Origin of the sequence: Amycolatopsis sp. MEPSY49, from assembly GCF_051337345.1 — a bacterium.
Lineage (GTDB): Bacteria > Actinomycetota > Actinomycetes > Mycobacteriales > Pseudonocardiaceae > Amycolatopsis.
In genome coordinates this window covers 916,783-941,795 of the sequence record NZ_JBDLYJ010000003.1, presented here as the reverse complement: position 1 = coordinate 941,795, position 25,013 = coordinate 916,783, and the positions used below count along the sequence as shown (strand labels likewise).

The window sequence follows — 25,013 nt, the reverse complement described above, 5'->3', positions numbered from 1 at the left end:
GGCACGGCAAATCACGGCGAGCACGAACTAGTCGGCACCGACCGGCCCCCCGTCCCCGTACCGACGAGCACGGGACTCCGCGCCGCACCGCGCGTGCATGGCCGCGACCGCGGCCGCGTCGGCGGGCTCTGCGCGCCGGATGACCAGCTCCGTGCCGGAAGCCGCGGCCGGGCGCCCGGTCAGCTGCTGTGCCAGCTCGAACACCGCCTTCGCCCTGGCGAACTCCGCCGGGGTGAACGGCAGCAGCGGGCGAGTGACGCCCACCAGGGCGCCGTCGATGTCCACCAGCCGCATCGTGCTTGCCTCGAAGCCCTCGCCGGACGGCCGCCCGGCACCCGACGGAGCCTGCTCGACCACACACTCTCCGAGCAGGCTTCGCAGCACCTGCGCCAGGTCGGCCTCCGCCGCCACCAGCCGCGTGGCCAACCTCGGCACCCGGGCCGGAAGATCGACGAACTCGTGCACGTCGGCCGGCGCGACCCACACGTCCCGGCCACCACCGAGCTCGGTGACCTCGGCGATCTCCTCCGCCGTCGCCCCGGCCGGCGCGCGCACGAGGAACTCGTCGACCACGCCCTCCTCGACCGCGAGGACCTGCATCGACACGATGTCTCGTACCGGTGGGCCGCCAACGCCGCCGTCACCCCCGCGAGACTCCCCGGCACGTCCCGCACGGTCGCCCGGACCCGCCACGCCACCCCGGTCGGTGCTTCAGGTCGCGCGTTTTCCACCCGGGTCCGCGGACGATGGATCCACCATCGGCGCCCGGCCGCCGAGACGATGAGCAGCCACCCAGCACGAACAGCACCACCGGCCCGACGCGGTTGCTCGAGAGCGTGCTGACGAACACGTCAGCGATGCCCGTGGCGATGAACAGGGCCGCGAGCTCGATCAGCTCACGGGTCGTGGACCGCTTCGCGTCGTCGGCGGCCGGCAGGCAACGCCGCTGTTACCTCCGTCGACAGGGCCGAGTGCCAGCGATGCGCGAGCTCGTACGCGAGCCGCGCGGCCTGCCGACAGGCGTCTGCGTGCACCGCTTCCGGCACGAGCTGGGCCGAGCGGGAAAGGACGACATCGAGCTCGACCGCGAGCGATCGGACAGTGCGGCGGACCGTATCGGCCCGCCCCGCACCGGTCCCCGGTTCTGCCCGGCGCCTGCCGTTCGCCGGGGATTCGAAAGGGACGACATACAACGTCGACGTGGACGTTCGCGGCGCGAGATATCGGCTCGCCGCGCAATGGACCGCTCGGGTGTAACCCGCGAGCAGTACGGCAGAGTTGGCCTGTCTGGCCAATATGGCTGCCGCGTTCGCCGCCGTGGCGAATCCCCGCCGGGCAGCCCGAATGACCAATGCGCCCTCTCCGGGTGACACCGTGCGCAGGTGCCGGGCACTCGCTTCCAGCTGATCCAGTGCAGTCGCTATCGCGTCCATGCCAGCGGTTGCCTGTGGCGCCGTCATAGCAGGAAACGTTACGCAATAACGACCTCCGCCCCATGGGGCGACCCCGCGTCGACGCGGGGGACACCTATCCACAGTGGAGTATCGGCAGCCCACCCGGTCGCAGCAGTCGACGGATCGAGGTGCGCCGGATCGAGCGCGTTGCGGGCCAGGCGCCGTCCGTGTGGTCATCGGGCAGCCCGCCGTGCCTGATCGCCCTGAATTCGCATGATCGGCACAGAATTCGCCAACCCACCTCTCACGCCGTGCACAAAATTCCCCCGCGTCGGTCGCCCTCGAATTCCGTCGATCGCGGATACGTATTCTCCTGACGCGGGTCACCCCGCGCCGTCGCTATACCTGGACTTCCCGTGTTCGACGGGAGATTTCCCGAGAGGATGTTCGCAATGATGCGGAAACCACGATGGGCACCATGGGTCGCCGGTGCCTTGGGCGCCGTTCTGCTCGCTGCCGCCGGTGTCACCGGCGCGAGTCCTGCGATCGCGTCGCCGGACCTCGCCGGAGACAGCCCGTTCGCGCGGGGACCGGCCCCGACCGAAGCCTCGGTCGAAGCGGAGCGCGGCCCTTTTGCGATCGCGACGGAAAAGGTCGGCGGCGGCAAGGGATTCGGGGGCGGAACGGTCTACTTCCCCACCGACACAAGCCATGGCAGCTTCGGCGCCGTGGCGGTCGCGCCGGGTTTCCTCGAGACCGAAGCCGCGATCGCCTGGTACGGACCGCGGCTGGCCTCGCAGGGCTTCGTCGTCATCACGATCTCCACGAACAGCGTGTGGGACACCCCGGACGTCCGCTCGGAAGAGTTGCTCGCGGCGCTGCGCTACGTCACGGATTCGAGCCAGGCCAAGGGGCGCGTGGACCAGAACCGGCTGGCGGTGATGGGGCATTCGATGGGGGGTGGCGGGACATTGATCGCCGCCCAGAAAGCGCCCACGCTGAAAGCGGCGATCCCGCTGACCGGCTGGAACCCCAATACGACGTTCTCCGACGTCAAGGTGCCGACGTTCGTCGTGAGCGCCCAGAACGATTTCATCGCCCCGGACGGCACGTACTCGCGCCCGTTCTACCAGAGCCTGTCGCCGTCGTTGGACAAGGCGTACCTGCTGCTGGCCGGTGCCGGGCACATGGCGCCGACCAAGCCCAACACGACGATCGCGGAGTACAGCATCTCCTGGCTGAAGCGCTTCGTCGACGAGGACACCCGGTACGAGCAGTTCCTCTGCCCGTTGCCCGCGGGTGACCCGGCGATCGCCGCCTACCGGGGCACCTGCCCGCTGAGCTGATCACCCCGGGCCGGATCCGGGTCGCCCGTGCGGGCGGCGCCCTGCTCGTTCACCCAGATGGCGACCTGGGTCCGGTTGGCGAAACTCAGTTTGTTCAGGATGTGCTGGAGATGGGTCTCCGCGGTCCGCTGGGCGATGACCAGGCGGATGGCGATCTCGCGGTTGCTCAGCCCGGTCGCGACCAGCCTGGCGATCTCCGATTCGCGCCGGGTCAGCGGCGGCAACACCGCGGTTCCGGCAGGCCCGTCGTGCCCGCCGGACGCCGGGGCCGCCGCGGGCGCCAGGATGTCGTGCGGGTTCCGCCGCCGCCCCTCGGCGAACGCTGCCTCGAACCGTGCCTCCCCCAGCGCGCTGCGAGTGGCCTTCAGCAACTCCCGGTGGGCCAGCGACACGGCGATGTCCGGCTCCGCACCGCACCGGTCCCACAACGTCGCCGCCGTGCCGAACAACCTCGCCGCGCTCGGCCAGTCTTCCCGCCGGGCCGAGGCCCACGCCAGCCCGTCCACCCGATACGCCGCGGACAGCACGTCCGGCCCCCGCAGATCCATCTCCAGCGCCTCTCGCATCGCGCGCTCACCGACGTCGAGGTCACCGCCGAAAAAGATCTCGACCGTGCCCAGCCCGAACAGGGCCATGGACCGGTAGGACTCGTCCATCACCGATTCGCACAGCCGCAGCATCGCGTCCAGCAGGTGCCGGGCGCCGTCGAGATCGCCGCGGAACGCCGTGGCCACCGCCTGGATGAACATCGGGTGCAGCTGCATCCGGACGGCGCCCCGCTCGCCGAAGATCCGCACGGCTTTCGCGGCGTTCTCCAGCGCGTGCGGCTCGACCGCGAGCAGCGCCACGAAGGCTCGTGCGTGACAGATGTAGGGAACCGCGTCGTCGTCGCCGACGCTTTCGGCGAGCTCCAGCCGGTGCCTGGCCCCGTCCAGGTCCGCGTGCAGCGCGGCGCAGAGCGCTGCGCGGGCCTGGGCCGCCGCCCGTCCCGGGGCGTCTTCGGCGGCGACGGCGAGCGCGCGGTCGAGCCACTCCCGGATCTCCCACGCGGCCCCGCGGGCCATCCAGTACTCGATCACGCCGCCGGCCATCCGGAGGGCGACCACGGCTTCTTCCGACGTGCGCAGCGACCACGACAGTGCTGCCCGGATGTCCGCGTGCCGGTCGGACAAGCGGGCCAACCAGTCGTCGCGCCGGGGGCCGAACCATTCGGCGTCGGCTTGCTCGAGCAGCCGTGCGTGGTGGTCGCGGTGCCGCCGGGCGACGGCCTCGGCGGTCCCCGCTTCGACCAGGCGTTCCTGACCGAACTCGCGTAGCGCCTCCAGCATCCGGAACCGGACCCCGGTCGTCCCCTCGACGCGCAGCAGCACCGACTTGTCGACCAGACCGTCCACGGCGTCCAGCACCGCGTGACTGTCGAGACCCGCCGGGCCGGGGGCCGCGCAGACGTCCTCGGCCGCGGACAGGTCGAACGCACCCGCGAACACCGAACAACACTCCCAGGCCGCGCGCTCGACGTCCGTGCACAAGGAATGGCTCCACTCGATGGTGGCCCGCAAGCTGCGGTGGCGCTCGGGCCACGACCTCGCACCGGTGGTCAGCAGCGCAAGACCGCCGCTCATCCGGTCGGCGATCTGGCCGGGCGAGAGCACGCGGATGCGGGCCGCGGCCAGCTCGACGGCCAGCGGCAGGCCGTCCAGCTGCCGGCACAAGCCCACCACGGCGGCCGCGTTGCCCTCGGTGAACCGGAACGACGGCAGCACCTCGGTCGCCCGGTCGACGAACAGCCGCACCGCGTCGTACGCGAACGCTTCCTCGACGGACCGGGCGCCCTCCGGGGGTACCGCCAAGGGCGCGATCGGCACGATCCGCTCCCCGGCGACACCCAGCGAACACCTGCCGGTCGCCAAGACCACCACGTTCGGGCACCGCCGCAGCAGGACATCGACCAGCTCGGCGCAGCAAGTGACGAGGTGCTCACAGTTGTCCAGCAGCAGCATCATCCACCGGTCACGCAGGTGGGCCAGCACAGTGTCCAGCGACGTCCGGCCAGCCGTGTCGTGCAAGCCCAGGCAGTCGCCGAGCGTGCGGGTGACCATGGTGCCGTCGCGCAATTCGGCCAGGCCGACGACGACCACGCCGTCAGGGAACGCCCGGGTCACCGAGCTGGCGACCCGGCCGGCGAGCCGGGTCTTGCCCACCCCACCGGGACCGGTCAGCGTGACCAGGCGGGCCTCGCCCAGCAGGCGCCGCACCTCGCTCTCGTCCTCGGCGCGCCCCACGTAACTCGTCAGGTCCCCCCGCACGCCCACACCGCGGCCGTCCGTCGTCATCCCATCACCCAAATCCCAGACGCTCACGCACATCTTGATCGGATCCGGCCCCCGATGTCCATCTGGCCCAGCGCCCGTTGCGCCGAGCGGGTCAGGCGAACCCGGCCTGTCAGGCCCGCACGTCGGGCCGGCCTCACCCGTCCGGGCTAGGAGGGCCGCCCGGGGTCGGTCGGCGGGAGCGCGATACGTATGGCGGGGGAATACGTCTTTCTGTCGACGCGTCCGGCGGCCCGGGCGGGCCAGACTAGGCGCTCCAGCGATGCCCGCCGCTTCGGAGGTCGACGATGACCATCCCCCCACCCATGCCCCATGGCACGGCGACGGCGATCGCCCGCGCGGTCGTCGTCGGCATCCGGCACGCCATCCCCGAGCACGCCGCCTTGTTCGACGCGGGTGCCGCGGAGTTCGTGGCGGCGTTGCTGAGCGGGTCCCGATCGACCCCGGTCGGGATCGCCGCCGGCGCGGACGCCTTCCGCCGGGCCGGCGCCGCGGAGCAGGCAGCGGGCGGCGACCTCGTGCGCCTCTCCCGCGCATACCAGGCGGGTGGCCGTGGCGCCCTCCCGATCATGGCCGAGCTGGGCCGCCGGACGGACGCGGGCGTCGTCGGTACCGGAGTGGAGGCGGTGCTCCGCTGCGTCGACATCCTGGCCCGGCTGTCCACCGAAGCTTTCCGGGCCGCGCAACAGCCGTCCGCCGCCGACCTGCGCCGGCAGTTGCTGCGCGACCTGGTGACCGGCCGGCCGTGGACCGACCTGGCCCTTCGCGCGGGCTGGACCCCGCCCGAGCGCGTGGTGGCCGTCGTCGTGGCGGCCAGCGTGCGCATCGCCCCATTCGACCCCGGCGTGCTCGCCGACTTCACCGTCGAACAGCCGTACCTGCTGATCCCCGCGAACACCGATCCGACGCGGCTGCTCGGCGACGCCCCGGCCGCGAGCGGGCCTGCGGTTCCCCCGGCCGAAGCGGCTACGTCGCTGCACTGGGCCCGGCGGGCATGGGAGCTGCGCGGCCGCGGCCTCGTCCCCTCCGACGGCCTGGTGCGCTGGCCCGATCACCTGACCACCCACTGGCTGGTCGCGGACGAGCTGTTGACCAGCGCTCTTGCCACGCGCAGCCTGGCGCCATTGTCCGGACTGTCCCCCAACCAGCGCGGCAAACTCACCGAAACCCTCGACGCGGCACTCGACGCCCGCGGCGGCGCCCCCGAAGTCGCGCTCCGACTGGGCATCCACCCACAAACCGCACGCAACCGCCTCCGCCGGCTCCGCACGCTGTTCGGAGCCCGCCTGGACGACCCAGAGGAACAGCTCAGCCTGCGCCTCGCGGTGCGCGCCGAACGGGTGCTGGCCTGCCCGGCGAGTCCCGCCGCGCGAACCGCTTGACCCGAGAAGGTGCCCACTCGGGGCCTCGGAACAGCACCGCCCCCGGCATCAGTTCGTAGCCGGCGATGGCGGTGCTCGCGTCCGCCGGTGGGAACACCGTCCCGGCGATCGCCCGGGCTGGTTCAGGGCGACGAGGACGCGATTCATGGTGTGGGCGGGTGGCCGTCCCCGCCTGATCAGCCCTGAAGACGAAGCCGTCATCGTCGCGACGGCCACCCCGCGACCCGGAACTCGACCAGCCCTTCACCCGCTGGAGCCTGCGCAAGCTCGCCGCCCTCCTGGCCAAGAACCCACAGCGGGTGTGCAGGTCGGGCGGAAACGTGGCGACAGCCCGCAGTTCATCCCCGTCCTGGCCAGGGATTCGGGTGCCCCGCTCGGGCGGTGGCCGGCCGCGCACGCGTCCGGACCGTTTGCTGTCCACCGGCGCTTTGTCGAGGCTCGGTGGTCGTGGACTGTGATGCGTTGCAGCATCGGATAGTCCGGCGGGTGTGTCAGGTGGTCAGCCGGTGAGCGCGGTGAGCAATTCGTCCCTCCCGCTGGTGCCGGTTTTGCGGTATGTCGCCTTGAGATGATCGTTGACGGTGTGTGCGGACAGGCCGAGGCGACGAGCGATCTGTTTGGGCGCGGCGGCGTCGAGCAGGTGCTCGATGACCTGGCGTTCGCGCACGGTGATGCCGTACCAGTCGCAGAACGAGGGGAGCAGTTGCTCGCTGGTGGCGGTCTCGACGATGATCGCGACGTCGTTGGAGCCGCTTTCGGAGTCGGCGTTGGTCAAGGGCTGGGCGTGGCAGGTGACCCATCGGCCGTAGCTCGCCGGCGGACCCACGACGAGCGGGGCGGGGGCGTGTGGGTCGCGGGTGCGCCGGCGGGCCTGCATCGACAACCCGGCGCAGTATGCCGTGCTGGTGAAGTCCGGGGCACGCTGGCGGGCCTGGAGTTGTTCCCGCCAGCCGTGTGCCTGCGGTGTAGCCGCTCGAATCGCGTGATCCGGGCCGACGACGATCACGCCCGTGGGCAGTCTCGGCGCGACTGGTGCCGCGGGCCCAGCGGTGACGTGCGCGCGCAGGACGGCGATCAGCGTTGCTCCCAGTTGCGTCGCCCGGTTCGCGTCGTCCTCGTCGAACGCCCGGCCGCCTTGTGCCCGCAGCAGCTCCAGCATTCCCCAGACGCCGCGCGTGTCCCGCAGCACCAGCCGCAACTCGCTGCCGACCCCGTGGTCGGCAAGCAGCCGCCGGGCGGCTCGGTGGCGTCGCCCGCTGCCGGTGCCGACCACCCCGACCGGCTGCGATCGCCGGGCGAGTTCCTCCATCGAGCACGGGTCGTCGCCGGCGAAGGCGATGTGGAGCAACGCCATGCCGAGGTCGGGGTCGAACTCGTGCCAGAAACTGAATGACGCCGGTCCGGCCCCTGCTGTCGGGGTGGTGCCGGCCAGCCGGAGGCCGTCGTGGGGCACCACGGCGGCGACCGCTCGCGAGATCGCCTCACTCAGCTCCCGGTAGCCGGCGCCCTGCGCTGTCGCCGCTGTCAACTGCGCCGTCAACCGCCGTGGCGGCGGCTCCCCCGACCACGTCACGTCTCTCACTGTGCTCCCTGGTCAGCTCCTTGTCCAGGATGGCCGCGACCGCGCGGGCATGGGCGGGAAGCCCGAAGCCTGCGTGGTTGCCGGGCAGCGAGTGCACGTCGAACGGGTTGTCCGGGGTGAGCGCGTCGGCTTGGGCGATGAGCAGATCCTGCATGGCGGGTGGGATGGCCTGATCGTCGGTGAGACGGATGTAGGTGTGCGGGACCCGGCCCCAGGTGTCCTTGTCCACGACGTCGGTGCCGAAGTCGAGGATCTCGTCCGGCTCGAAGCCGTTGATCAGAGCGAGCAACTGCTGGTCGCTGCCGTCGGCGAGGAACGCCACCTTCAGCGCGGCGAGCAGGTCCGGGTCGGCGGTGCGCCAGTTCCACCTCATGACGCCCAGCTTCGCGGGGTCGCCGATCATCAGAGGCTGCAGTGCGGCCAACTTGCTGGTGGCGAACTCAGGGGCTTGCATGTACTCCGGCACCGTCCGGTCCACGCAGCACCAGGCGGAGATGTAGACGATCCGGTCGAGCAGGTCGGGGACGGCGTTGCCGACGCTGGTCAGCACGAGCCCGGCGCGGCTTGCCCCGATGACGGTCACTGGCCCGTGCTCCCGCACCCGGCGCACGGTATCGATCACGTGCCGCACGCCGTCGGCGTAGCTCACCCCGGCCAGCATCGACGGCGCTTCGGCGAAGGCGGCGATGTCCTGGGGCGCTTGGTAAGCGGCCGTGTAGCCGGCGCCCGTACCGTGCCCCGGAAGATCGACGGCCAGCGAGCGGTGGCCCAGCAGCGCCAGTTCACGCTGAACAGTCGTCCAGGAGCGAGCGTTGCTGTTCGAGCCATGCACGAAGACAAACGTCGGAGTCATGCCGAAAAGTCTGGCCTGCCCTTCCGGCCGGCGCCCTCCCCGACATTGGGGATACGCACCCACCAGAGAGGCGGGCCGAGGGCGGTCAAGGGAACACCGCAGGTGATGTCTTGACCGCGGAGCCAGGCCCGATCGGCGCTGGTGGCGCGTTGTCTGCCGGGTCGGCGCACAGGACTCGGTGGTCGCAGGCAAAAACGACCGATGACGGTGTCTGGGACGCCGGCTTGTTCGGCTGACCCGGCAACACGTCGAACTCGTCGGCGAAAGTCGCCGCCGTCCGGTCACGATTCCAGGCTGCCGGAGTCCCGGACGGAGGGCCATCACCCGCTGCGGCGCGATTGACGGCACCGGCGACAGGCAGCACAGACCTGGACCGCCGGATCTGCTACGTCAAGTCGTTTCGGCCACCGCGCAGTGCCTGGAGCCGCTGGGCGGTGACCGGCTCGGCACCGGCCAGGTGCGCGACCGCCGCGAAGGCGCGCGTGCTGTGCAGGCCGCGGGTCTCGGTCCGGGCACCTCGTCGACTCCGCGACCTCCCGGATGGCCGCGGCTCAGTGCAATGGGGAGAAGGCGGTGGGAATGGCGATGCTGGAGGTCGCATGGGCAATGTTCTCCGGACCGTTGCGCGGGGGCCAGATCCCCCGCTCGTAGGACTTGCGGCGGATGGCCACGCGTTCGTCGAGACTCGGGAACGGCCAGATGTGGGTGATGCGCGGGATCCCGTCCAGGCCGTACATCGCCGTGGTGAGCGGATAGAGCTTGGTGCGTTCGGGGAGCGCGGCTTCCCAGCCGGCCATGGTGGGCAGCAGCCCGCCGACCTTGAGTTTGTAGGTGCGGAATTCGTAGACGTCGCCGTAGTGTCCGGTTTGGACGGGCGGAACGAACGGAAACGGCGCGTAGCTGTTGACGGTGAACGACTCCAGGTGCTCGCCGACTCCGAACGGGTCGGAGCTGGTGAGGATCCGCTGCCGCTCGTCGGCGAGCGCTTCCGCGTCCTCGAACTCCCGGAGCAGCAGGACCCGGCCGACGATCTCCCCGTGCTCGGTCTCCCAGCAGCCGAGCAGCCTGCCGCGCGCCGACGCGGCCGTCGCGTAATGCTCGAGGGCGGAAAGCGCTTTGGGCACCGTGTAGAGCTTCAGCGCGAGATGGGCGAGTTCGTACAGCACCACAAGGTCCTCCATAAGCATGCGTGTCTACCGTCAGCATGCTTATACTACCGGGTATGGGCGACGACATCGGGAGCGAGCTGGCGGGTTTCTGCGTGGCGGCCACCACGCAGCGGTTCCCAGCGGACGTCATCGGCAAGGTCAAACTGTGCCTGGTGGACTTTCTGTCCGCGGCTGTGACACCCTCCGTCGAGGCGCGCATCACCCTGCAGGCATTGGGCGAACCCGCCGGAGACGCGCTGATCTTGGGGACCGCGGCGCGTGCCGCCGCGCCGACGGCGGCTTACCTCAACAGCGTGCCTGCGGCGGCGACCGGTCGCACGGACACGCACGTCGAAAGCTCGTCGCACCCCGGCATGGTGGTCTTCCCCGCGCTGTTGGCACTTGCGGGTCAGGCTGAGGCGTCCGGCGGGCGACTGCTGTCCGCGGCGGTCGTCGGCTACGAGGTGATGTGCCGGCTCGGCTCGGCGGTGATCACGCCCGAGGTGGCCGCGACCTTCCGGCCGACCGGGGTGATCGGCCCCGTCGCGGCTGCCGCCGCGTGCGCCCACCTGCTCGCCCTCGGCGAGGCCGCGACCCGGGCAGCGCTCGGCATGGCGGCGAATGCGGCGTGCGGCTTCAACGAGTGGGCACGGGCTGGTACTCAGGAGCATGTGCTGCATTCGGCGATGGCCGCGCGGACCGGTGTCGAGTCGGCCCTGCTGGCGGCCGCCGGGCTGACCGCGTCCGGCGGCGCGGTCGAGGGTGCGGCGGGATTGCTCGCGGCCTTCGGCGCACGGAGCCGGGCACACCGGCTCACCGAGGGACTCGGGACTCGCTTCGCGATCCGCGACATCGTGCACAAGCCTGCCCCGGCCTGCATCTACGTGCAGGGGCCTTGCCGGCTCGCCGAGGAGATCGTGCGGCGGCATCACCCCGATCCGGCCCGCATCGAATCCGTCCTCGTCGGACTCGCCGACCAGGCGGCCCGGTATCCCGGCTGCGACAACGGCGGCCCGATCATCGATGTCGTGGCCGCGCAGCTCAGCGTGCAGTTCAGCGTGGCCTCCGTGCTCGTGGCCGGCGGAATTCTCGACCGGAACTGGCGGAACCCGGCCGATCCCGAGACGAACCGGCTCGCTGCCCGGTCACGGCTAGTCGCGGACCCGGAGCTGTCGGCGCGGTTTCCGGCACGCAACGGAGCGCGGGTCCAGGTGCTGCTCGACGACGGGCGCGTGCTCGCCGCCGAGCAGGACACCTTCCCCTCGATGACCGCCGGCGAGATCGTGCGGCGGTTCCACCTGGCCGCTGACCCGGTCTATGGCCGCGCCGGCGGCGAAGCGATCCTGGCGTGCGTCGACGGCCTGGACCGGGCACCTTCCGCGACCGGCTTGCTGCACACCCTTCAGCCGCGCTGAGGCAGGGCCTCGGTCGCCGCGGTCCGGCCCGCCGCGCGCCCGAACACCGCGGCCCGCATGAGGGCGGCGCCGCCGGGATAGTCGCCGTAGAACAGGCCGCCGGTGGCCTCGCCCGCCGCGTACAAACCGGGCACCGGCTTGCCGTCGGAGGCCAGGGCGCGCCCGTCGGGGTCGATCCGCACGCCGCCGAACGTGAACGTCAGCCCGGCGGTCGCGTGGTAGGCGACGAACGGCGGGCGGTCCAGTGGGGTGGCCCAGTGTGACTTGGCCGGCGTGATCCCCGTCGTGCTCCCCTCGTCCCGGCAAGCACGGTTGAACTCCTCGATCGTGCCCACCAGCGCTTCGGCGCGCACGCCGATGCGCTCGGCGAGCTCGGTCAGGGTCGGTGCGGCGACCGGGACCGCGGCCCCGGCGAACTCGTCGGCCACGCGCGCCGCGGTGCGCTGATCGAAGATCTCGTACGCCTCGCGGCCGGGCTGACGCATGATCGCCTTGCCCATCTTCGAGTAGTTCTTCACCCACGGGCCGGGCCCCTCGTCGACGAACCGCTCGCCGTCGCGGTTGACGAGTACCCCGAGCCAGAACCCGTGCAAGGGGAACGGCGGGGACGCCTCGCTGCGCTCCGGTGCGGGCATGGTCGGGTCCACGGCGGCCGAATGGCAGCTCGACCAGGTCCCGGCCTCGCCGGCCCCGGCCCGCAGCGCCGCCAGCATCCCGTCACCCGTCGAAAGGCGCGTGCCCCGCAGTTTCACGTTCTCCCACTCGGGTCCCAGATGCCGGCGCCGCAGCTCGCGACTGGCCTGGAATCCGCCGCTGGCGATCACCACCGCGTCGGCCGGCACCACGCCGTCGCCGGCGAGCACACCGGTGACCCGCCCGTCCTCGCGAATCACGTCGATGAGCGGGGTGGACCAGCAGAGCTCGACGCCGACCCGCTCGGCGTGGCGCAGCAGCGGCTTGATCACCTCGAACCCGCGCGACATCCCTTCGCCCGTGCTGGTCAGGATCTGCCCGGCCGGGATGTGCAGCACGCCGTCGCGCACGCGCGCACCGAGCGTCCGGTTGAAGGTGAAGCCCACCCCTTTCGCGGCGAGCCACCGCACGGTGTCCAGCGAGCGTTCCGCGAGCGCGGCCACCAGCACCGGGTCGGCCCGGCCGTCGCTCATCGCCATCAACTCGGCCGCGTAGGCCCCGCGGGTGTAGGGCGGCGCGACGATTTTCCCGGCGCGCAGGCCGGGTTCGAAGTCCTGGGTGATCGAGGTGAGATCGTCCGGTCCGTCGTAGCAGAACAGGAACAGCCCGCCCGAGAACGCGGCGTTCCCGCCCACGTCGGCACGGCTGCCCTTTTCCAGCAGGACGACGTTCGCTCCGGCCTCGCGGGCGGAGATCGCGGCGGCAAGCCCCGTCAGGCCCGCTCCGGCGACGACGATGTTCGGCATTGGTCCTCCTTGGTTCACCAGCGGAAGGCAAGCGACTGCCCGGGCCGGTCCGGCACCGGGCCGGTGTGCCGGACGAACCCCTGGCACGGCACGCCGGTTTCGGTGGCCAGCCAGTTCGCGCTGTCGATCAGGCGGGGCAGGTCGATCCCGGTATCCACACCGGACAGTTCGAGCAGTTGTACGGCGTCCTCGGTGCACACACCACCGCCCCGGGTGCCCGGCATGGCCGGATGCCCGCCGCTGCCGGCGAGTGCGGTGTCGATGTTCCGGACGCCGAGGTCGAGCAGAAGGAGCAGCGCGGCCAATCCCATGCCGCGGGCGTCGTGGATCTGCACGGTGAGGTTCTCGGCGGGAATGCGGGCGAGCGCGGCGGTGACGAGTTCGCGGATCTGTGGTGGTGCCGCGTAGCCGGACGAGTCGGCGAGGATCCAGTGGTCCACGCCGATGTCGAGCAGCCGGTCGGCCAGTGGTCCGAGATCTTCACCGCCGCGAGCGGGTCCGGTGGGGCCGCCCCAGGCGAAGATCACGTACGTGCCGAGCACGATGTCGTGGCCGGCGGCGTAGGCGGCCATGCGCTCGAGCTCGGCCAGCGAGTCCACCGTGGAGCGGCCGATGTTGGCGCGGGCGAAGGCCTCGTCCGCGGACAACAGGAACGAGGCACTGTCCGCGCCCGCGTCGATCGCCCGCGCCAGGCCGCGCAGGTTGCCGACACAGCAGCCGAGGCGCAGCCCCGGCACGCGCGGAACCGTCGCGAACACCTTCTCGGCGTCGGCGAGCCCCGGGATCAGATCGGGCCGCACGAACGAGGACAGCTCGAACGCGCGGATCCCGGCGTCGACGAGCCGCCGCACCAGCTCGGCCTTGACCTCGGTCGGCACGACGTGGTCCTGGAACGTCAGGCGTGGCGCGATTTCGCGGATGCGCGCCGCCCGCCGCTCAGACATGGCGAGCCGGGGTGAATCCGGCGGCGTGGGCGTCCCAGGCCTCGTCCCGGCCCTGGCCACGCAGGTCGGTCTTGCGGACCTTGCCGGTCGGGGTGACGGGTAGCCGGTCGACGACGCGGTAGTACCGGGGAACCATGAAGTGCGGCATGGAACGGTCGCAGTGCGCGAACAGATCGGCGAAGTCCACCTCCCGACCGGATCCCACCTGCAGGACGGCGAGCACCTCGTCCTCCCCCAGCTCGGAGGGGGTGGCGACCGCCGCCGCCGCGACCACGCCGGGGTAGGCGAGCAGGACCGATTCGACCTCGTGGGAGGAGATGTTCTCGCCGCGCCGGCGCAATGCGTCCTTCTTGCGGTCGATGAAGTAGAAGTACCCGTCCTCGTCGGTGTAGCCGAGGTCTCCGGTGTGCCACCAGAGGTCTTTCATGGTCGCGAGGGTGGCCTCGGGCTCGCCGCGGTAGCCGGAGAACATGATGTCCGCCCGGCGCGGCCGGTACACGATCTCCCCGGCCTGGCCGGGTGCCGCGCGGTTCCCGGACTCGTCGTGGACTTCGAGAATCGACGACTCGGTGGGCAGGCCGATCGAGCCGACTTTGCGGGCGTCCAGGGGGTTGTACAGGACGTTCTTGATCTCGGTGAGTCCGTAGCCCTCCACGATGTGCACGCCGAACCGTTCCTCGAACGGATGCAGAACCTGCGGGGGTGCGGGCGCGGCGAACACCCGCTTCACCTGGTGGTCACGGTCCCGTTCGGACGGTGGCCGGGCCAGCAGGACCGGCAGGATCGAGCCCAGCGCGTTGAACTGGGTGACCTGGTGCGCGCGGATCTCGTCCCAGAAGCCGCTGGCGGAGAACCGGCGGCCGAGCACGACGGTGGCCCCGGCGGACAGGCCGTGCAGGGTGATGTTGACCTGGGCGGCACCGTGGAACAGCGGCAGGCACGTGTACAGCCGCTCGTCAGACGTCGTGCCCAGCTGCGTCGCGCACTCCCGGGCGGCGACGACCTGCATGCGGTTGGGGTACACGACTCCCTTGCTGCGGCCGGTGGTGCCGGAGGTGAGCATGATGGCCACCGGATCGGTGGGGCCGACCTGGGGAAGTTCGCGTGCCGGGGCGCCGGCGGCAAGCAGTTCGCGCCAGCTCAGCACCCGTACCCCCGGCGGGGTACGGCCGGGCGCGGCGTTGCCGAGTACCACGACCGTGGTCAGCGTGTGCGGGGGTTCCGGGAGGTCGGCGACGAGGCCGAGCAGCGCGGGCTCGGTGACGAGGATCCGTACGTCGGTACTACGCAGCGCGTGGTCGAGGAACTGTCCTTTGTAGGCGGTGTTGACGGGGACCTCGACGAGCCCGGCGCGGGCCGCGCCGAACCACGTGAGCACGTATTCGGCGCGGTTGGGCAGGAGAACGCCGACCGAGTCGCCTGGCGTGGCACCGACCGCGAGCAGACCGCGCGCGACCTCGGACACCGCCCGGTCCAGCTCGCCGTAGGTCAGCTCGGTGCCGTCGACCACGAGTGCGGGTTTGCCGGGGTGTTCCCGTGCTCGCGCGGCGATCAGCCCCCCGACGGTTTCCGCCGCGCGCTCTTCGGGCCTCGTGCCGGTTCCGGTCATGCCAGCTCCTTCTTCACCCGGGTCAGGAACCCTTCCAGGGCCGGGTCCCAGGCCGCCTCGGCGCCGGTGGTCACCAGGAAGGCGCCGACACCGAGATCACGGTAGGCGCCCAACGTGTTCAGGATGCGTTCCTCGGTGCCGACCAGCGCCTGCGAGTTGGCGAAACCACCCAGCAGTTTCGTCAGCCCGGTCCAGAAGCAGTCGTCGTGCAGCTCCTCGTCGGTCAGCGCGAGCGCCCGTTGCCGCCCGACGGAGGCGTCGGTGGAGGACGAACGCAGGAACGTGCCGCTGCTTTCGGCGATCTGCCGCTCCACCGCGCGTGCCTGGGCCCAGGCGTCGTCGTCGGTGTCCCCGAGGAACAGCCGCAGGCTCAGGGAGAACCGCAGCTTCCGGCCGTAGCCGGCCGCGGCCGCGGTGACCCGTTCGATGCGCTCCTTCGTGCCCGCGAACGGCTCGCCCCACAGCATGTACAGGTCGGCGTGGCGGGCACCGAAGTCGACGGCGTCGTCGCTTTCGCCGCCCATGAAGATCGGCACCTGGCCCTGCACGGGCTTGGTGAGGATCTTCACCGCGTCGGCGGTGTAGTACTCGCCGTGGTGGTCGAACTGCCCGGGTGAGGTCCAGGTGCGCCGGACGACGTCGAGGTACTCGACCGCACGCCGGTAGCGCTCGGCCTTGGGCAGGGCGTCCGATTCGCGCCGGAGGTCCTTGTCGGAGCCGCCGACGACGACATTGACGGCGAGCCGCCCGCGGGCCAGCACGTCGAGCGTGGCGAAGTAGCGGGCGGCGGCCACCGGTGGCATGACGCCGGGCCGGTGCGCGACGATCGGCGAGAACTTCTCCGTCAGCGCGAGGGCGAACGGTGCGGTCGCGTGGTTGTGCGGCCAGGTCGAGGAGTACCCCACCAGGACGCGGTCGACCGCCTGCGAACGGTCCAGTTCCCGGACCCGCGCGATCATCTCCTCCGGTCCGGTCTCACCGGTGTCGAGGGGCTGCAGCCCCGTGAAGAACTCGACCATCATGTCCTCCTCAGTTGTGCCGGCCAGGCCTGGTGCCTGGCGAAGTGGCCGGGCCGCCGGGTGCGGAGTTCCGCGGTGGCGGTGGCCAGGGGCGGGCCGCCGCCGGCGAGGGTAATGCGCGCGGAGACCTCCCAGCGCCTGCCCGTGTGGCCGTCGATCCGCGCCACCACGGACAGCGGCCGTTCGACGGGAACGGGGCGGTGGTAGGAGATGCGCAGCGATTTCGTGACCAGGCGGGTCTCACTGCGCAGCGCGACCGCGTTCAGGACGTCGTCGAACACCGCCGCGGTCCAGCCGCCGTGCGCTACCTCGGGTCCGCCGTGCCAGTGCCGCGGGCAGACCACGTCGAACGTCACGGCGCCCTCGCCCGCGTGCGCGATCCCGACACCGAGGCGGCAGCGGTCGTCCGGGGTGCAGCCACCGCACAGCAGCCGTCCCGACGGGGACGGGCCGATCCCGAAGTCGTCCGGGCGGTCACTCATGCGCGATCTTCCGCAGGGCCGCGACCACCGTGTCCGGCACCTCGATCGTGCCGCGCCGCAACGCCTCCTCGCGGCAGGCGACGGACCGGTCGAACGGCACCCGGACGGCGGAACTCCCTGCGACGGGCCGGGTCGCCCGGATCGACGCGGCGTACTCGCTGACGTGGCGGTGGTAGTCGTCCGCGTCGGTGAGAGCGCCCGGATCGATCAGCAGCACGAAGAACCCGCAGTCGGAGATGCCCGGTGGAGCGGCGGCCGCACCGCTCATCATGCCGAGCAACTGCACCACCATGGCCAGGCCGGAACCCTTGTGCCCGCCCCACACGCCGAACGCGCCGCCCAGCGCCGCCGCGGGGTCGAGCGTGGGAGCCCCGGTGGCGTCGTAGGCCTGGCCCGCCTCCAGCTGTTCGCCGAGCCGCGCTTTCAGCACCACTTCGCCGTGCATCACGGCGGAGGTGCCGATGTCCCAGATGACCGGCACCGGCGTGGCGGGGAACCCGAACGCGATCGGGTTGGTGCCGAACCTTCCTTCGGTGCCGCCGTGCGGGGCGACCACCGCGGGCCCGCTGCCCGCGATCATCCCGGCGAGCCCGGCCGCGGCGGCCTTCTCCAGGTAGTAGGAGAACATGCCGGTGTACCAGGTGTTGCGGGCGCCGACCACGGCCATCCCCCGCGCGCGGGCCTTCGCCACGGCCAGGTCGAGCGCCCGCATGCCGACGAGGTAGCCCACCTGGTCGCCGCCGTCGATGGTTGCCGACACCGGGGTCTCGGCGGTGACCCGGATCGGCCGCGGAGCCTCGCCCGCGGCGCGGATCCGTTCCACGATGGACAGGGCACGGGCGAGGCCGCCGAACGTCAGCCCCCGCAGTTCGCAGTCGAGCAGGTGATCGGCGATGACGGGGGCCTCGTCCGGGGTGTGCCCGGCTTTGGCCATGGCGGCCACGACGAGGCCGTGGGCATCGGACAGGGGCAAGGTGGTCATGGGCTGGACTCCGCGGACATCGGCAGGGTGGACGGGGCGGGTTCGGGGCGCCGCGCGGCGCGGCGGGTCAGCGCGAACGCGGCGAGGGCGCTGGCGGCGGCCGCGGCCAGCAGGAGGTACGCGGGTGAGCGACGGTCGCCGGTCAGTTCGATCAGTGCTTGGCAGATGAACACCGCCGAGCCACCGAGGATGCCGACGGTGACGTTGTAGGAGATGCCGACGACGCTGCCGCGTCTGCGCACCGGAACGAGCTGGACGTAGGTGATCGGCGCGATGCCCGAGTAGAACGCCGGGCCGGCCGACAGCAGCACCGTGCAGACGATGGCCAGCCACCACGGCGGGGCGGTGGCCAGCACGGCGAACAGCGGATAGCTCACCACGAGCACGGCGAGCGAGGACACCAGCAAGGCTTTCGGGCGCCCCGTCCGGTCCGAGGCGCGGCCGCCGGCCAGCACGAGAAAGATCCCGGCCACCAGCGCGAACGCGATCACCGAGGTGGCGGTGAGGGCGGACAGGCGCAGCTGGATGAGGTAGCTCTGCACATAGGTATAGACCATGTAGATGCCGACGATGTGCAGCACGGACACGCCGACGAGCAGGAACACCGAGGACCACTGCCGGTCCACGGTCGTGTCCGCTGTGGACGGCCGGCGGCGGGCGGCGAGGAACTCCGGGGTCTCGCCGAACCGGCTGCGCAGGTAGAGGCCGATCGCGCCGATGGGCAGGGCCAGCAGGAACGGCACCCGCCAGCCCCAGTCGAGCAGCTGCGCCGGGGTCAGCGCGGCGTTGAGCGACAGCACGACGACCGCCCCCAGCAGGAAACCGGTCAGGCTGCCGACCTGCACGCGGCTCGCCAGTTCGCCCCGCCGGTCCGGCGGCGCGAACTCGGCGACGTAGATGATCGCGGTGGTGAATTCGCCGCCCGCGGCCAGTCCCTGCGTGAACCGCAACAGCACCAGCAGGACCGGTGCCGCGATGCCGATCGTCCCGGTCGCCGGCAGCAGGCCGATCAGCGTGCTGGCGCCGGCCATCAGGAGCAGGGACGCCACGAGCGCGGGGCGCCGGCCGAGCCGGTCCGCGATCGGGCCGAAGACCAGGGCGCCCGCGGGGCGGGCCAGGAACGCCGAGCCGAACACCGCGAACGACGACAGCAGGCCGGCCGCGGTGCTCGCGGCCGGGAAGAAGACCTTGGCCAGCACGGTCGCGAGGAACCCGTAAACCGCGTAGTCGTAGGTCTCCACCGTGTTGCCGATGGAGGCCGCGAGCGTCGTGCGTCTCACTTCCGCCGGTGTGGTCATGACATGCCTCTCCGTTGAGGTCGTGGCCCCGGGTCGGACGCCGGGTCCGGGCGGCTCAGGCGGCCGCGAGGTGGTGGTACCGGCTGCGGAAGAACAGCAGCGGCTCCGCCGCGGGGTCGGCCGCCAGGTCGTCGACGCGGCCCATGACGATGTGGTGGTCGCCGGCGTCGTGCACGGCCTCGATCGTGCAGCCGATCCAGGCCACGACCCCCTCGAGCACGGGATCTCCGTGCGGCCCGGGGCGCCAGGGCAGGCCGGCGAACTTGTCTACTCCGGACATCGCCAGCGCGCGGCAGATGTCCTCCTGGCCGGCGGCGAGGACGTTGACGCAGAACGTGCCGCTCCGGGCGAGCACCGGAAACGTCGAGGACGTCTTGCCGGGCAGGAACGCCACGAGGGGCGGGTCGAGCGAGACCGACGTGAAGGACGAGACAGCCATGCCCGCCGGCCCACCGTTGGCGTCCCGCCCGGTGATCGCCACGACGCCGCTGGGGAAGTGCCCCAGAACGGATCGGAATCGCGTTGATGTAAGCATGCTGAGACCATATAAGCCTGCGAACGTTGATGCAAGCATGCTGACCCACGCGTGCCGAGGTCGCTCTAGGCTGCAGGGGTGACCGATCCCTTGCCTTACATCGATCCGTTCGACGACGGTCGCTCGCCCGCGCACCCGGCGACAGACATGGACGAAGCGTCCTCCCTGATCGACGCCGCGTTCCGGTTCGAGCGCGCGATCTCGCGGATCGGCAATGCGCGGCTGCGACCGTGGAACATGACGCTGTCCAGCTACACGGCACTGCGGATATTGGCCAACCGGCCGCATCTCACGCTGGCCCAGCTGTCCAGGCGGTGCTACGCCCGTCCGCAAACGATGACACGCATCGTGACCCAGCTGGAGAAGCGCGGGTTCGTCGCTCGCGGCGCGCACCCGGAGAGCGAACGGGCACTCTCACTCAAGGTCACCCAGGCCGGCCTCGCCGCGCTGGAGGAGATGGGCACCGAGGTGCTCAAGATCAGCGACACGCTGGGGGCGGTGCTCGGTCACGACGAGATCGTCGCCGCCGACCGTCAGCTGCGACAGGCCGCGCTCGTCGTCGAGGGCGAGCTTCGGGAGATGGGGCGGACCGATGAGTAAGCATGCGCAGATAGCGTAAGCATGCTTATACTTGCCTCATGGACAGGGTGACGATGGCGCTGGCCGCCGTGCGGGAGGGGCGGCCGGTGCTCGTGACCGACGCGGCCAACCGGGAAAACGAGGGCGACGTGGTGCTCGCCGCGCACGCCGCGACGACGCACTGGACAGCCTGGGCCGTCCGGCACACATCGGGACTGCTGTGCGCGCCGATGACGGCGCGCCGTGCAGCCGGCCTTCGCCTGCCTCCGATGGTGGAGCGCAACGAGGACCCGCACGGCACGGCCTACACCGTGACCGTGGACGCGAGGACCGGGGTGACCACGGGGATCAGCGCCTCGGATCGCGCCCGCACCCTGCGGATGCTCGCGGATCCGGCGGCCGCGGCCACGGACTTCGCCCGCCCCGGGCACATCCTGCCGCTGCGTGCGCGCGCCGGCGGCGTACTGGAGCGGCCAGGACACACCGAGGCAGCGGTGGACCTGTGCCGGTTCGCGGGTGTGCCGCCCGTGGCAGCCATCGCGGAACTGGTGGACGACGACGGGTCGATGCTCCGCGGCCCGGCCGTCGACGCGCTCGCGAGCCGGTTCGACCTGCCTACGCTGAGCATCGCGGACCTGATCTCCTACCGGCGCCGGAATCCCTTGCCGACCACGGAAGAGCCGCGCGTGGTGCAGACCGCCGCGACCGAGTTGCCGACCCGATACGGCCGCTTCCGCGCGCTGGGCTACCTCGACCTGCGCACCGGCGCCGACCATCTCGCGCTCGTCCGCGGCAGGCCCCGCGGCGAGGTGATCGTGCGGGTGCATTCCGAATGCCTCACCGGCGAATCCCTCGGCTCGAGGCGCTGCGACTGCGGCCCCCAGCTCGACGACGCACTGGCGCGGATCGGACGCGACGGCGGGGTGCTCGTGTACCTGCGCGGACACGAGGGCCGGGCCATCGGGCTGGCGAAAAAGCTGGCGGCATACGAACTCCAGGACGACGGACTGGACACAGTGGACGCCAACCTCCGGCTCGGCGAGCCGGCCGACGCACGCGAATACGGTGCCGCCGCGGCAATCCTGCGTGACCTCGACATCACCCGGGTCCAGCTGCTGACCAACAACCCCGACAAGATCCGGCACCTGGAAGCCGGCGGGATCGCCGTCGCGCACCGGCTCCCGCTCACGGCCGGTGCGGCGCCTGCGAACCTTCGCTACCTGGCCACCAAGCAGCACCGCATGGGCCACCTGTTCGACGAACGCGAGACCTCCCGAATGACCGAGAACGTCGCTGAGACCTATCGATTCTGATCGGGTTGTCTGCGCGTCGGCTCATATGGCCGACGAGCGACTTCGAGTCCTGACGATCGGTTGGCTCTCACTCCATGCCGGCCGGCTTGGTCCGGTGCGTGAGGCCTCCGGTCGCAGCAGCCGCGACATTGTTGCCTGTACATCGCGCGGTCCAGGACAGCGCCATGTCGCGACCAGCGCCGAGGTCGCACGAACGTCCCAAACCAGCGACGACAGGCCGGCCCAGCAGCGCTGGACGAGTCCGGCTACGCCACCATCGTCCACACCCACCACGAGCCGGAGGACGTCCAGCCGCAGTGGAAGCTCGTCGAACCGGAAGTCGTCGTCGGTCTCGTCCCGTTCACCCGACGATGTGCGATCCATTCGCGCCGCCGGGATCACGCGGATCATGCTGGATCCGGACGATCACGCCGCCCTTGACGCCGCGCAGCCTTCCAGCGCCATGCGGGGAGCCGCGGTGAGAAGGGGCGTCGTCAACCCGAGGCCAGTAGTCGCCGGATCCAGGCGGACCGGGTCGCCGATGCGGTCTGTGACAGCGAGGCGTGCGGGGCGATGCCGTCGAATCCGTGGAAGCCGCCCGGCCAGACGTGCAGCTCGGTCTGGACGCCGGCCCGCAGCAGCCGGGTGGCGTAGTCGACGGCCTCGTCGCGGAAGGTCTCGACAGAGCCGACGTCGACGAACGCGGTGGGCAAGCCGGTGAGGTTGGTCGCTCTGGCCGGTGCCGCGTAGCTGCTGACGTCGGCGCCGCCCCTGCGTTCGCCGAGCAACGCGGTCCATCCGGTCAGGTTGCTGGTGGCGTCCCAGATGCCCTCGCCGTCGAGTTCCCGGCTGCTCGGCGTGACGAGCCGGTCGTCGAGCATCGGCCACATGAGCACCTGGCCGAACAGCCGGGGCCCGCCGCGGTCGCGGGCGAGCAGTGCCACACCGGCCGCGAGCCCGCCACCGGCGCCGGCCCCGGTGACGACGATCCGGTCCGGGTCGCCGCCGATCTCCGCGGCGTGCTCATGAGTCCACAACAGACCCGCGTAGCAGTCCTCGATCGGCGCCGGATCGGGGTGTTCCGGTGCCAGCCGGTACTCCACCGACACCACGACGGCACCGTTGCCGACGGCCCAGTCGAGAACGGCGCCGACTCCCGTGCGGCTGTTGCCGATGATCATGCCACCGCCGTGCATGTGGTAGAAGACAGGCGCTCCAGCCGCCAGGCCGACGGGCTTGAGCACCAACAGAGCAAGCGGTCCGATGCTCGCCGCAACGAGCAGGCACTTCTCGACGCCGCCGCCACCGTGTTCGTCCGCACGGGGGTCGACGCCCCCGTGCGGGACATCGCCGCCGAAGCGGGCGTCGGCATCGCCACCATCTACCGGCACTTCCCCACCCGCGCGGACCTGGTCGTCGCCGTTTTCCGGCACCAGGTCGACGCGCTCGCGGCCACCACGCCCGCGGCCGGTGAATCCCCGGAGGACACCCTGCGGAACTGGGTGCACCGGTTCGCCGACTTCCTGGTCACCAAGCACGGCTTGGCCGAGGCACTACGCTCCGATCAAGCGGGATTCGAGAGCCTGCACGCCGAGTTCGTCGAACGCCTGCTGCCCGTTCTCGACCGGCTGCTGAAGGCAGCGGCCACGACCGGCCGGACCCGCGACGACATCCGGGCCTTCGACCTGATGCTCGGCGTCGGCAACCTCTGCATCGGAGCCGACACGTTCCCGGGCTACCAGGCGCGGCGCATGATCGACCTGCTCCTCGCGGGCCTCGCGCGGACCGACTAGCGACGGCGGCCGGCAGCTCACACTGAGCGGAGGCGCGGAGCGAGGGCCGACGCCCGCTCACTCGAGCGGTGCACGAACGCATTCTCCGAGATCACTGGATCCGCAGAGCTTCCGCTCGCCCAAATGATTAGGTCGCACACAGACTCCTCGACTCCAGTGCTCCACCAGGACGTGGCCCTCACCCTCCGCGATCAACAATTGAATCAATATTCCATAGATATTCGCGTCTGCATTGCGGGTGGAAGTTTGCCAATCAGGGTGCCGACCCACCTCGGCCAGCCTCGCTCACTGGCATAGCGCCGCCAACTCGCGCGAATTGCATTTTTCGCTTGTTTCGTCGCTGGGATTGCGGAGCCGTAGTCGGTGTCGAGCAGGTAGTTTCCCCGGACCGGACAGGGCTGAACTCGTGCTGCCCGCAGTGCGCATACGCGGTGTTGGCCGTTGGTCAGCGACTGGTCGCGGTCATCCCAGTCGATCGGCTCCTCCAGGAGGGAGCCCAGCCACTGCTGGTCTTCAGCGGAAAGCCGACGGTAATCCGGGTGCTGTCGCGGCTGCGGCTCGCCCGCTCCGGCGGAGCCCAGGATGTCGACCAGGATTCCGACCAGGCGCGGCCAGTCCGGCTGATGGTAACGACACGATTCCATCGCGGTACGACCGTCCTGGGATAGGAATGCGGCGGCATGAGCGGTCTGCGCATCAATCACTGCAGTCCGGAGAGTGCCGGCGAGGGGACCTAATCGGCAGTTCGACTGGTTGTGAGGCCACGGCAACGCCGACAGCGGCACCATCCGCACTCCGTGCCGGGACTCCAGCGCCAGCCGTCGCTTGAAGGGGTCGCGGTATCTGCTCGGATACCAGTCCTGCTCCTCGATCTGCGGGCGGCAGGCCGCGTCGACGGTCTCCGCCGCTCGCCGCTCAGCTTCTGTCCGACTGCGGCTGTCGCAGAACTCCATCGGCGGCTCAGGATTCCACGGGTTTCGGAATTCCCAGGCGTTCCGCTCCGCGTTCGGTTGCGCCTGAACCTCCACGAGGTGCTCGCTCCGCAGAAGCACCACGCCGGGCAATGCGTACAGGGTCGCGACCACGACGGTCGTGTCCCACCCCGCAGCCGCAAACAGCTGCCGTGCGACGTCGGAGTCGAGAAGGCGGAGATCCTCGATTCGAGCGAAGCCCTCGTCGACGTCCTGGTCAACCTCTGGCCAGCGATCTCGATGGATACGCAGGTAATCCCCCACGGGCAGAGCCGCGGCGGGCTTGGTGAACCCGGTCGCCCGGTAGATCGCCCGGCGCGCCGAGCCCTCGTCGGTCCACGAGGAATGTCCTGTCCGCGGCCGGGGTTCACGACGCCACTGATGGGGTTCTCGGCCCGCCGGCACCGAACCTCGCAGAAGGACCCCCTCGACGGCAGCCCACGACGGGTGCGCTTCATCGTGGTGCACCCGGCCGGGGTTCGTGTGGTCCAGCACCTGAACGTCCCCGCCACGCACCACCAACGGGCCAGGAACACCGTGGCACCACACGATCGGCACCGGGCCCCAGTCGATGCATCGGGCAGCGAACACGTCGCGTGCACGGTCCTCGGCAAGGTGCT

General features: G+C 71.1%; 22 protein-coding genes. 6 read left to right on the top strand and 16 right to left on the bottom strand.

Annotation, left to right across the window (positions count from 1 at the left end; all coding sequences use genetic code 11):
- Positions 1–27: 27 nt before the first annotated feature.
- Positions 28–606, bottom strand: coding sequence for a hypothetical protein (locus ABFJ78_RS18790; protein WP_436387628.1), 579 nt, complete (start codon positions 604–606; stop codon positions 28–30).
- A 290-nt stretch (positions 607–896) separates the two neighbouring features.
- Positions 897–1,460, bottom strand: coding sequence for a hypothetical protein (locus ABFJ78_RS18785; RefSeq protein WP_436387627.1), 564 nt, complete (start codon positions 1,458–1,460; stop codon positions 897–899).
- A 386-nt stretch (positions 1,461–1,846) separates the two neighbouring features.
- On the opposite strand from ABFJ78_RS18785, the gene ABFJ78_RS18780 reads away from it, so the two are divergent.
- Positions 1,847–2,740 (top strand): poly(ethylene terephthalate) hydrolase family protein, encoded by an 894-nt coding sequence (locus tag ABFJ78_RS18780; protein ID WP_436387626.1) that lies wholly within the window; start codon positions 1,847–1,849, stop codon positions 2,738–2,740.
- On the opposite strand, the gene ABFJ78_RS18775 is transcribed toward ABFJ78_RS18780, so the two are convergent.
- Positions 2,713–5,073, bottom strand: a complete 2,361-nt coding sequence (locus ABFJ78_RS18775) for an ATP-binding protein (RefSeq protein WP_436387625.1) — start codon at positions 5,071–5,073, stop codon at positions 2,713–2,715. The two genes, ABFJ78_RS18780 and ABFJ78_RS18775, sit on opposite strands and share 28 nt — an antisense overlap.
- 302 nt (positions 5,074–5,375) lie before the next feature.
- On the opposite strand from ABFJ78_RS18775, the gene ABFJ78_RS18770 reads away from it, so the two are divergent.
- A complete protein-coding gene (locus ABFJ78_RS18770; RefSeq protein ID WP_436387624.1) occupies positions 5,376–6,452 on the top strand; it encodes a helix-turn-helix domain-containing protein in 1,077 nt (358 codons plus the stop codon).
- Positions 6,453–6,951: 499 nt separating this feature from the next.
- Here the strand turns inward: ABFJ78_RS18770 and ABFJ78_RS18765 are convergent, their stop codons facing one another.
- The 3 genes from ABFJ78_RS18765 to ABFJ78_RS18755 all read right to left on the bottom strand — a co-directional run bounded on the left by ABFJ78_RS18765 (position 6,952) and on the right by ABFJ78_RS18755 (position 10,053).
- Positions 6,952–7,992: a LuxR C-terminal-related transcriptional regulator gene (locus ABFJ78_RS18765; protein WP_436387623.1), complete on the bottom strand. Its 1,041-nt coding sequence runs from the start codon at positions 7,990–7,992 to the stop codon at positions 6,952–6,954.
- Positions 7,934–8,887, bottom strand: a complete 954-nt coding sequence (locus tag ABFJ78_RS18760; protein ID WP_436387622.1) for an alpha/beta hydrolase — start codon at positions 8,885–8,887, stop codon at positions 7,934–7,936. The genes ABFJ78_RS18765 and ABFJ78_RS18760 overlap by 59 nt, the downstream gene beginning before the upstream one ends.
- Before the next feature lie 551 nt (positions 8,888–9,438).
- Positions 9,439–10,053, bottom strand: a complete 615-nt coding sequence (locus ABFJ78_RS18755) for an NIPSNAP family protein (RefSeq protein ID WP_436387621.1) — start codon at positions 10,051–10,053, stop codon at positions 9,439–9,441.
- A 56-nt stretch (positions 10,054–10,109) separates the two neighbouring features.
- Between ABFJ78_RS18755 and ABFJ78_RS18750 the strand changes: the two genes are divergently transcribed.
- Positions 10,110–11,450 (top strand): MmgE/PrpD family protein, encoded by a 1,341-nt coding sequence (locus ABFJ78_RS18750; RefSeq protein WP_436387620.1) that lies wholly within the window; start codon positions 10,110–10,112, stop codon positions 11,448–11,450.
- Here ABFJ78_RS18750 and tcuA read toward each other — a convergent pair.
- Genes tcuA through ABFJ78_RS18710 form a run of 8 tightly spaced genes read right to left on the bottom strand, consistent with a single transcriptional unit; the run spans position 11,438 to position 19,758 of the window.
- Positions 11,438–12,889 (bottom strand): FAD-dependent tricarballylate dehydrogenase TcuA, encoded by a 1,452-nt coding sequence (gene tcuA / locus ABFJ78_RS18745; RefSeq protein ID WP_436387619.1) that lies wholly within the window; start codon positions 12,887–12,889, stop codon positions 11,438–11,440. The two genes, ABFJ78_RS18750 and tcuA, sit on opposite strands and share 13 nt — an antisense overlap.
- A 14-nt stretch (positions 12,890–12,903) precedes the next feature.
- A complete protein-coding gene (locus ABFJ78_RS18740; RefSeq protein ID WP_436387618.1) occupies positions 12,904–13,833 on the bottom strand; it encodes a pyruvate carboxyltransferase in 930 nt (309 codons plus the stop codon).
- A complete protein-coding gene (locus ABFJ78_RS18735; RefSeq protein WP_436387617.1) occupies positions 13,826–15,442 on the bottom strand; it encodes an AMP-binding protein in 1,617 nt (538 codons plus the stop codon). Before ABFJ78_RS18735 ends, ABFJ78_RS18740 begins: the two co-directional genes overlap by 8 nt.
- On the bottom strand, positions 15,439–16,461 hold the full coding sequence (locus ABFJ78_RS18730) for an LLM class flavin-dependent oxidoreductase (RefSeq protein ID WP_436387616.1): 1,023 nt from the start codon (positions 16,459–16,461) through the stop codon (positions 15,439–15,441). The genes ABFJ78_RS18735 and ABFJ78_RS18730 overlap by 4 nt, the downstream gene beginning before the upstream one ends.
- The gene (locus ABFJ78_RS18725; protein ID WP_436387615.1) at positions 16,461–16,943 is read right to left on the bottom strand and encodes a PaaI family thioesterase; all 483 of its coding nucleotides are present in this window, start codon (positions 16,941–16,943) and stop codon (positions 16,461–16,463) included. Before ABFJ78_RS18725 ends, ABFJ78_RS18730 begins: the two co-directional genes overlap by 1 nt.
- Positions 16,936–17,925 (bottom strand): Ldh family oxidoreductase, encoded by a 990-nt coding sequence (locus ABFJ78_RS18720; protein ID WP_436387614.1) that lies wholly within the window; start codon positions 17,923–17,925, stop codon positions 16,936–16,938. The genes ABFJ78_RS18725 and ABFJ78_RS18720 overlap by 8 nt, the downstream gene beginning before the upstream one ends.
- Positions 17,922–19,223 (bottom strand): MFS transporter, encoded by a 1,302-nt coding sequence (locus tag ABFJ78_RS18715; protein WP_436387613.1) that lies wholly within the window; start codon positions 19,221–19,223, stop codon positions 17,922–17,924. Before ABFJ78_RS18715 ends, ABFJ78_RS18720 begins: the two co-directional genes overlap by 4 nt.
- Before the next feature lie 55 nt (positions 19,224–19,278).
- Positions 19,279–19,758, bottom strand: a complete 480-nt coding sequence (locus ABFJ78_RS18710; RefSeq protein WP_436387612.1) for a flavin reductase family protein — start codon at positions 19,756–19,758, stop codon at positions 19,279–19,281.
- Positions 19,759–19,836: 78 nt separating this feature from the next.
- On the opposite strand from ABFJ78_RS18710, the gene ABFJ78_RS18705 reads away from it, so the two are divergent.
- Positions 19,837–20,358, top strand: a complete 522-nt coding sequence (locus ABFJ78_RS18705; protein WP_436387611.1) for a MarR family winged helix-turn-helix transcriptional regulator — start codon at positions 19,837–19,839, stop codon at positions 20,356–20,358.
- 38 nt (positions 20,359–20,396) lie between these two features.
- Entirely contained in the window at positions 20,397–21,650 is a 1,254-nt protein-coding gene (gene ribA, locus ABFJ78_RS18700; protein WP_436387610.1) for a GTP cyclohydrolase II, read from the top strand.
- A gap of 473 nt (positions 21,651–22,123) precedes the next feature.
- On the opposite strand, the gene ABFJ78_RS18695 is transcribed toward ribA, so the two are convergent.
- Positions 22,124–22,825: an alpha/beta hydrolase gene (locus tag ABFJ78_RS18695; protein WP_436387609.1), complete on the bottom strand. Its 702-nt coding sequence runs from the start codon at positions 22,823–22,825 to the stop codon at positions 22,124–22,126.
- On the opposite strand from ABFJ78_RS18695, the gene ABFJ78_RS18690 reads away from it, so the two are divergent.
- Positions 22,826–23,422 (top strand): TetR/AcrR family transcriptional regulator, encoded by a 597-nt coding sequence (locus ABFJ78_RS18690; protein WP_436387804.1) that lies wholly within the window; start codon positions 22,826–22,828, stop codon positions 23,420–23,422.
- A gap of 203 nt (positions 23,423–23,625) precedes the next feature.
- Here ABFJ78_RS18690 and ABFJ78_RS18685 read toward each other — a convergent pair whose 3' ends face one another.
- Positions 23,626–24,888, bottom strand: a complete 1,263-nt coding sequence (locus ABFJ78_RS18685) for a hypothetical protein (RefSeq protein ID WP_436387608.1) — start codon at positions 24,886–24,888, stop codon at positions 23,626–23,628.
- Between the last annotated feature and the right edge of the window lie 125 nt (positions 24,889–25,013).

Excerpts from the sequence above, each read along its gene's own strand:
- ABFJ78_RS18730 (WP_436387616.1), bottom strand. The coding sequence starts at position 16,461 with ATGGTCGAGTTCTTCACGGGGCTGCAGCCCCTCGACACCGGTGAGACC.
- tcuA (WP_436387619.1), bottom strand. The coding sequence starts at position 12,889 with ATGCCGAACATCGTCGTCGCCGGAGCGGGCCTGACGGGGCTTGCCGCC.
- ABFJ78_RS18785 (WP_436387627.1), bottom strand. The coding sequence starts at position 1,460 with ATGACGGCGCCACAGGCAACCGCTGGCATGGACGCGATAGCGACTGCA.
- ABFJ78_RS18740 (WP_436387618.1), bottom strand. The coding sequence starts at position 13,833 with ATGTCTGAGCGGCGGGCGGCGCGCATCCGCGAAATCGCGCCACGCCTG.
- ABFJ78_RS18720 (WP_436387614.1), bottom strand. The coding sequence starts at position 17,925 with ATGACCACCTTGCCCCTGTCCGATGCCCACGGCCTCGTCGTGGCCGCC.
- ABFJ78_RS18775 (WP_436387625.1), bottom strand. The coding sequence starts at position 5,073 with ATGACGACGGACGGCCGCGGTGTGGGCGTGCGGGGGGACCTGACGAGT.
- ABFJ78_RS18735 (WP_436387617.1), bottom strand. The coding sequence starts at position 15,442 with ATGACCGGAACCGGCACGAGGCCCGAAGAGCGCGCGGCGGAAACCGTC.
- ABFJ78_RS18750 (WP_436387620.1), top strand. The coding sequence starts at position 10,110 with ATGGGCGACGACATCGGGAGCGAGCTGGCGGGTTTCTGCGTGGCGGCC.
- ribA (WP_436387610.1), top strand. The coding sequence starts at position 20,397 with ATGGACAGGGTGACGATGGCGCTGGCCGCCGTGCGGGAGGGGCGGCCG.
- ABFJ78_RS18770 (WP_436387624.1), top strand. The coding sequence starts at position 5,376 with ATGCCCCATGGCACGGCGACGGCGATCGCCCGCGCGGTCGTCGTCGGC.
- ABFJ78_RS18695 (WP_436387609.1), bottom strand. The coding sequence starts at position 22,825 with ATGCACGGCGGTGGCATGATCATCGGCAACAGCCGCACGGGAGTCGGC.
- ABFJ78_RS18710 (WP_436387612.1), bottom strand. The coding sequence starts at position 19,758 with ATGCTTACATCAACGCGATTCCGATCCGTTCTGGGGCACTTCCCCAGC.
- ABFJ78_RS18725 (WP_436387615.1), bottom strand. The coding sequence starts at position 16,943 with ATGAGTGACCGCCCGGACGACTTCGGGATCGGCCCGTCCCCGTCGGGA.
- ABFJ78_RS18715 (WP_436387613.1), bottom strand. The coding sequence starts at position 19,223 with ATGACCACACCGGCGGAAGTGAGACGCACGACGCTCGCGGCCTCCATC.
- ABFJ78_RS18780 (WP_436387626.1), top strand. The coding sequence starts at position 1,847 with ATGATGCGGAAACCACGATGGGCACCATGGGTCGCCGGTGCCTTGGGC.
- ABFJ78_RS18760 (WP_436387622.1), bottom strand. The coding sequence starts at position 8,887 with ATGACTCCGACGTTTGTCTTCGTGCATGGCTCGAACAGCAACGCTCGC.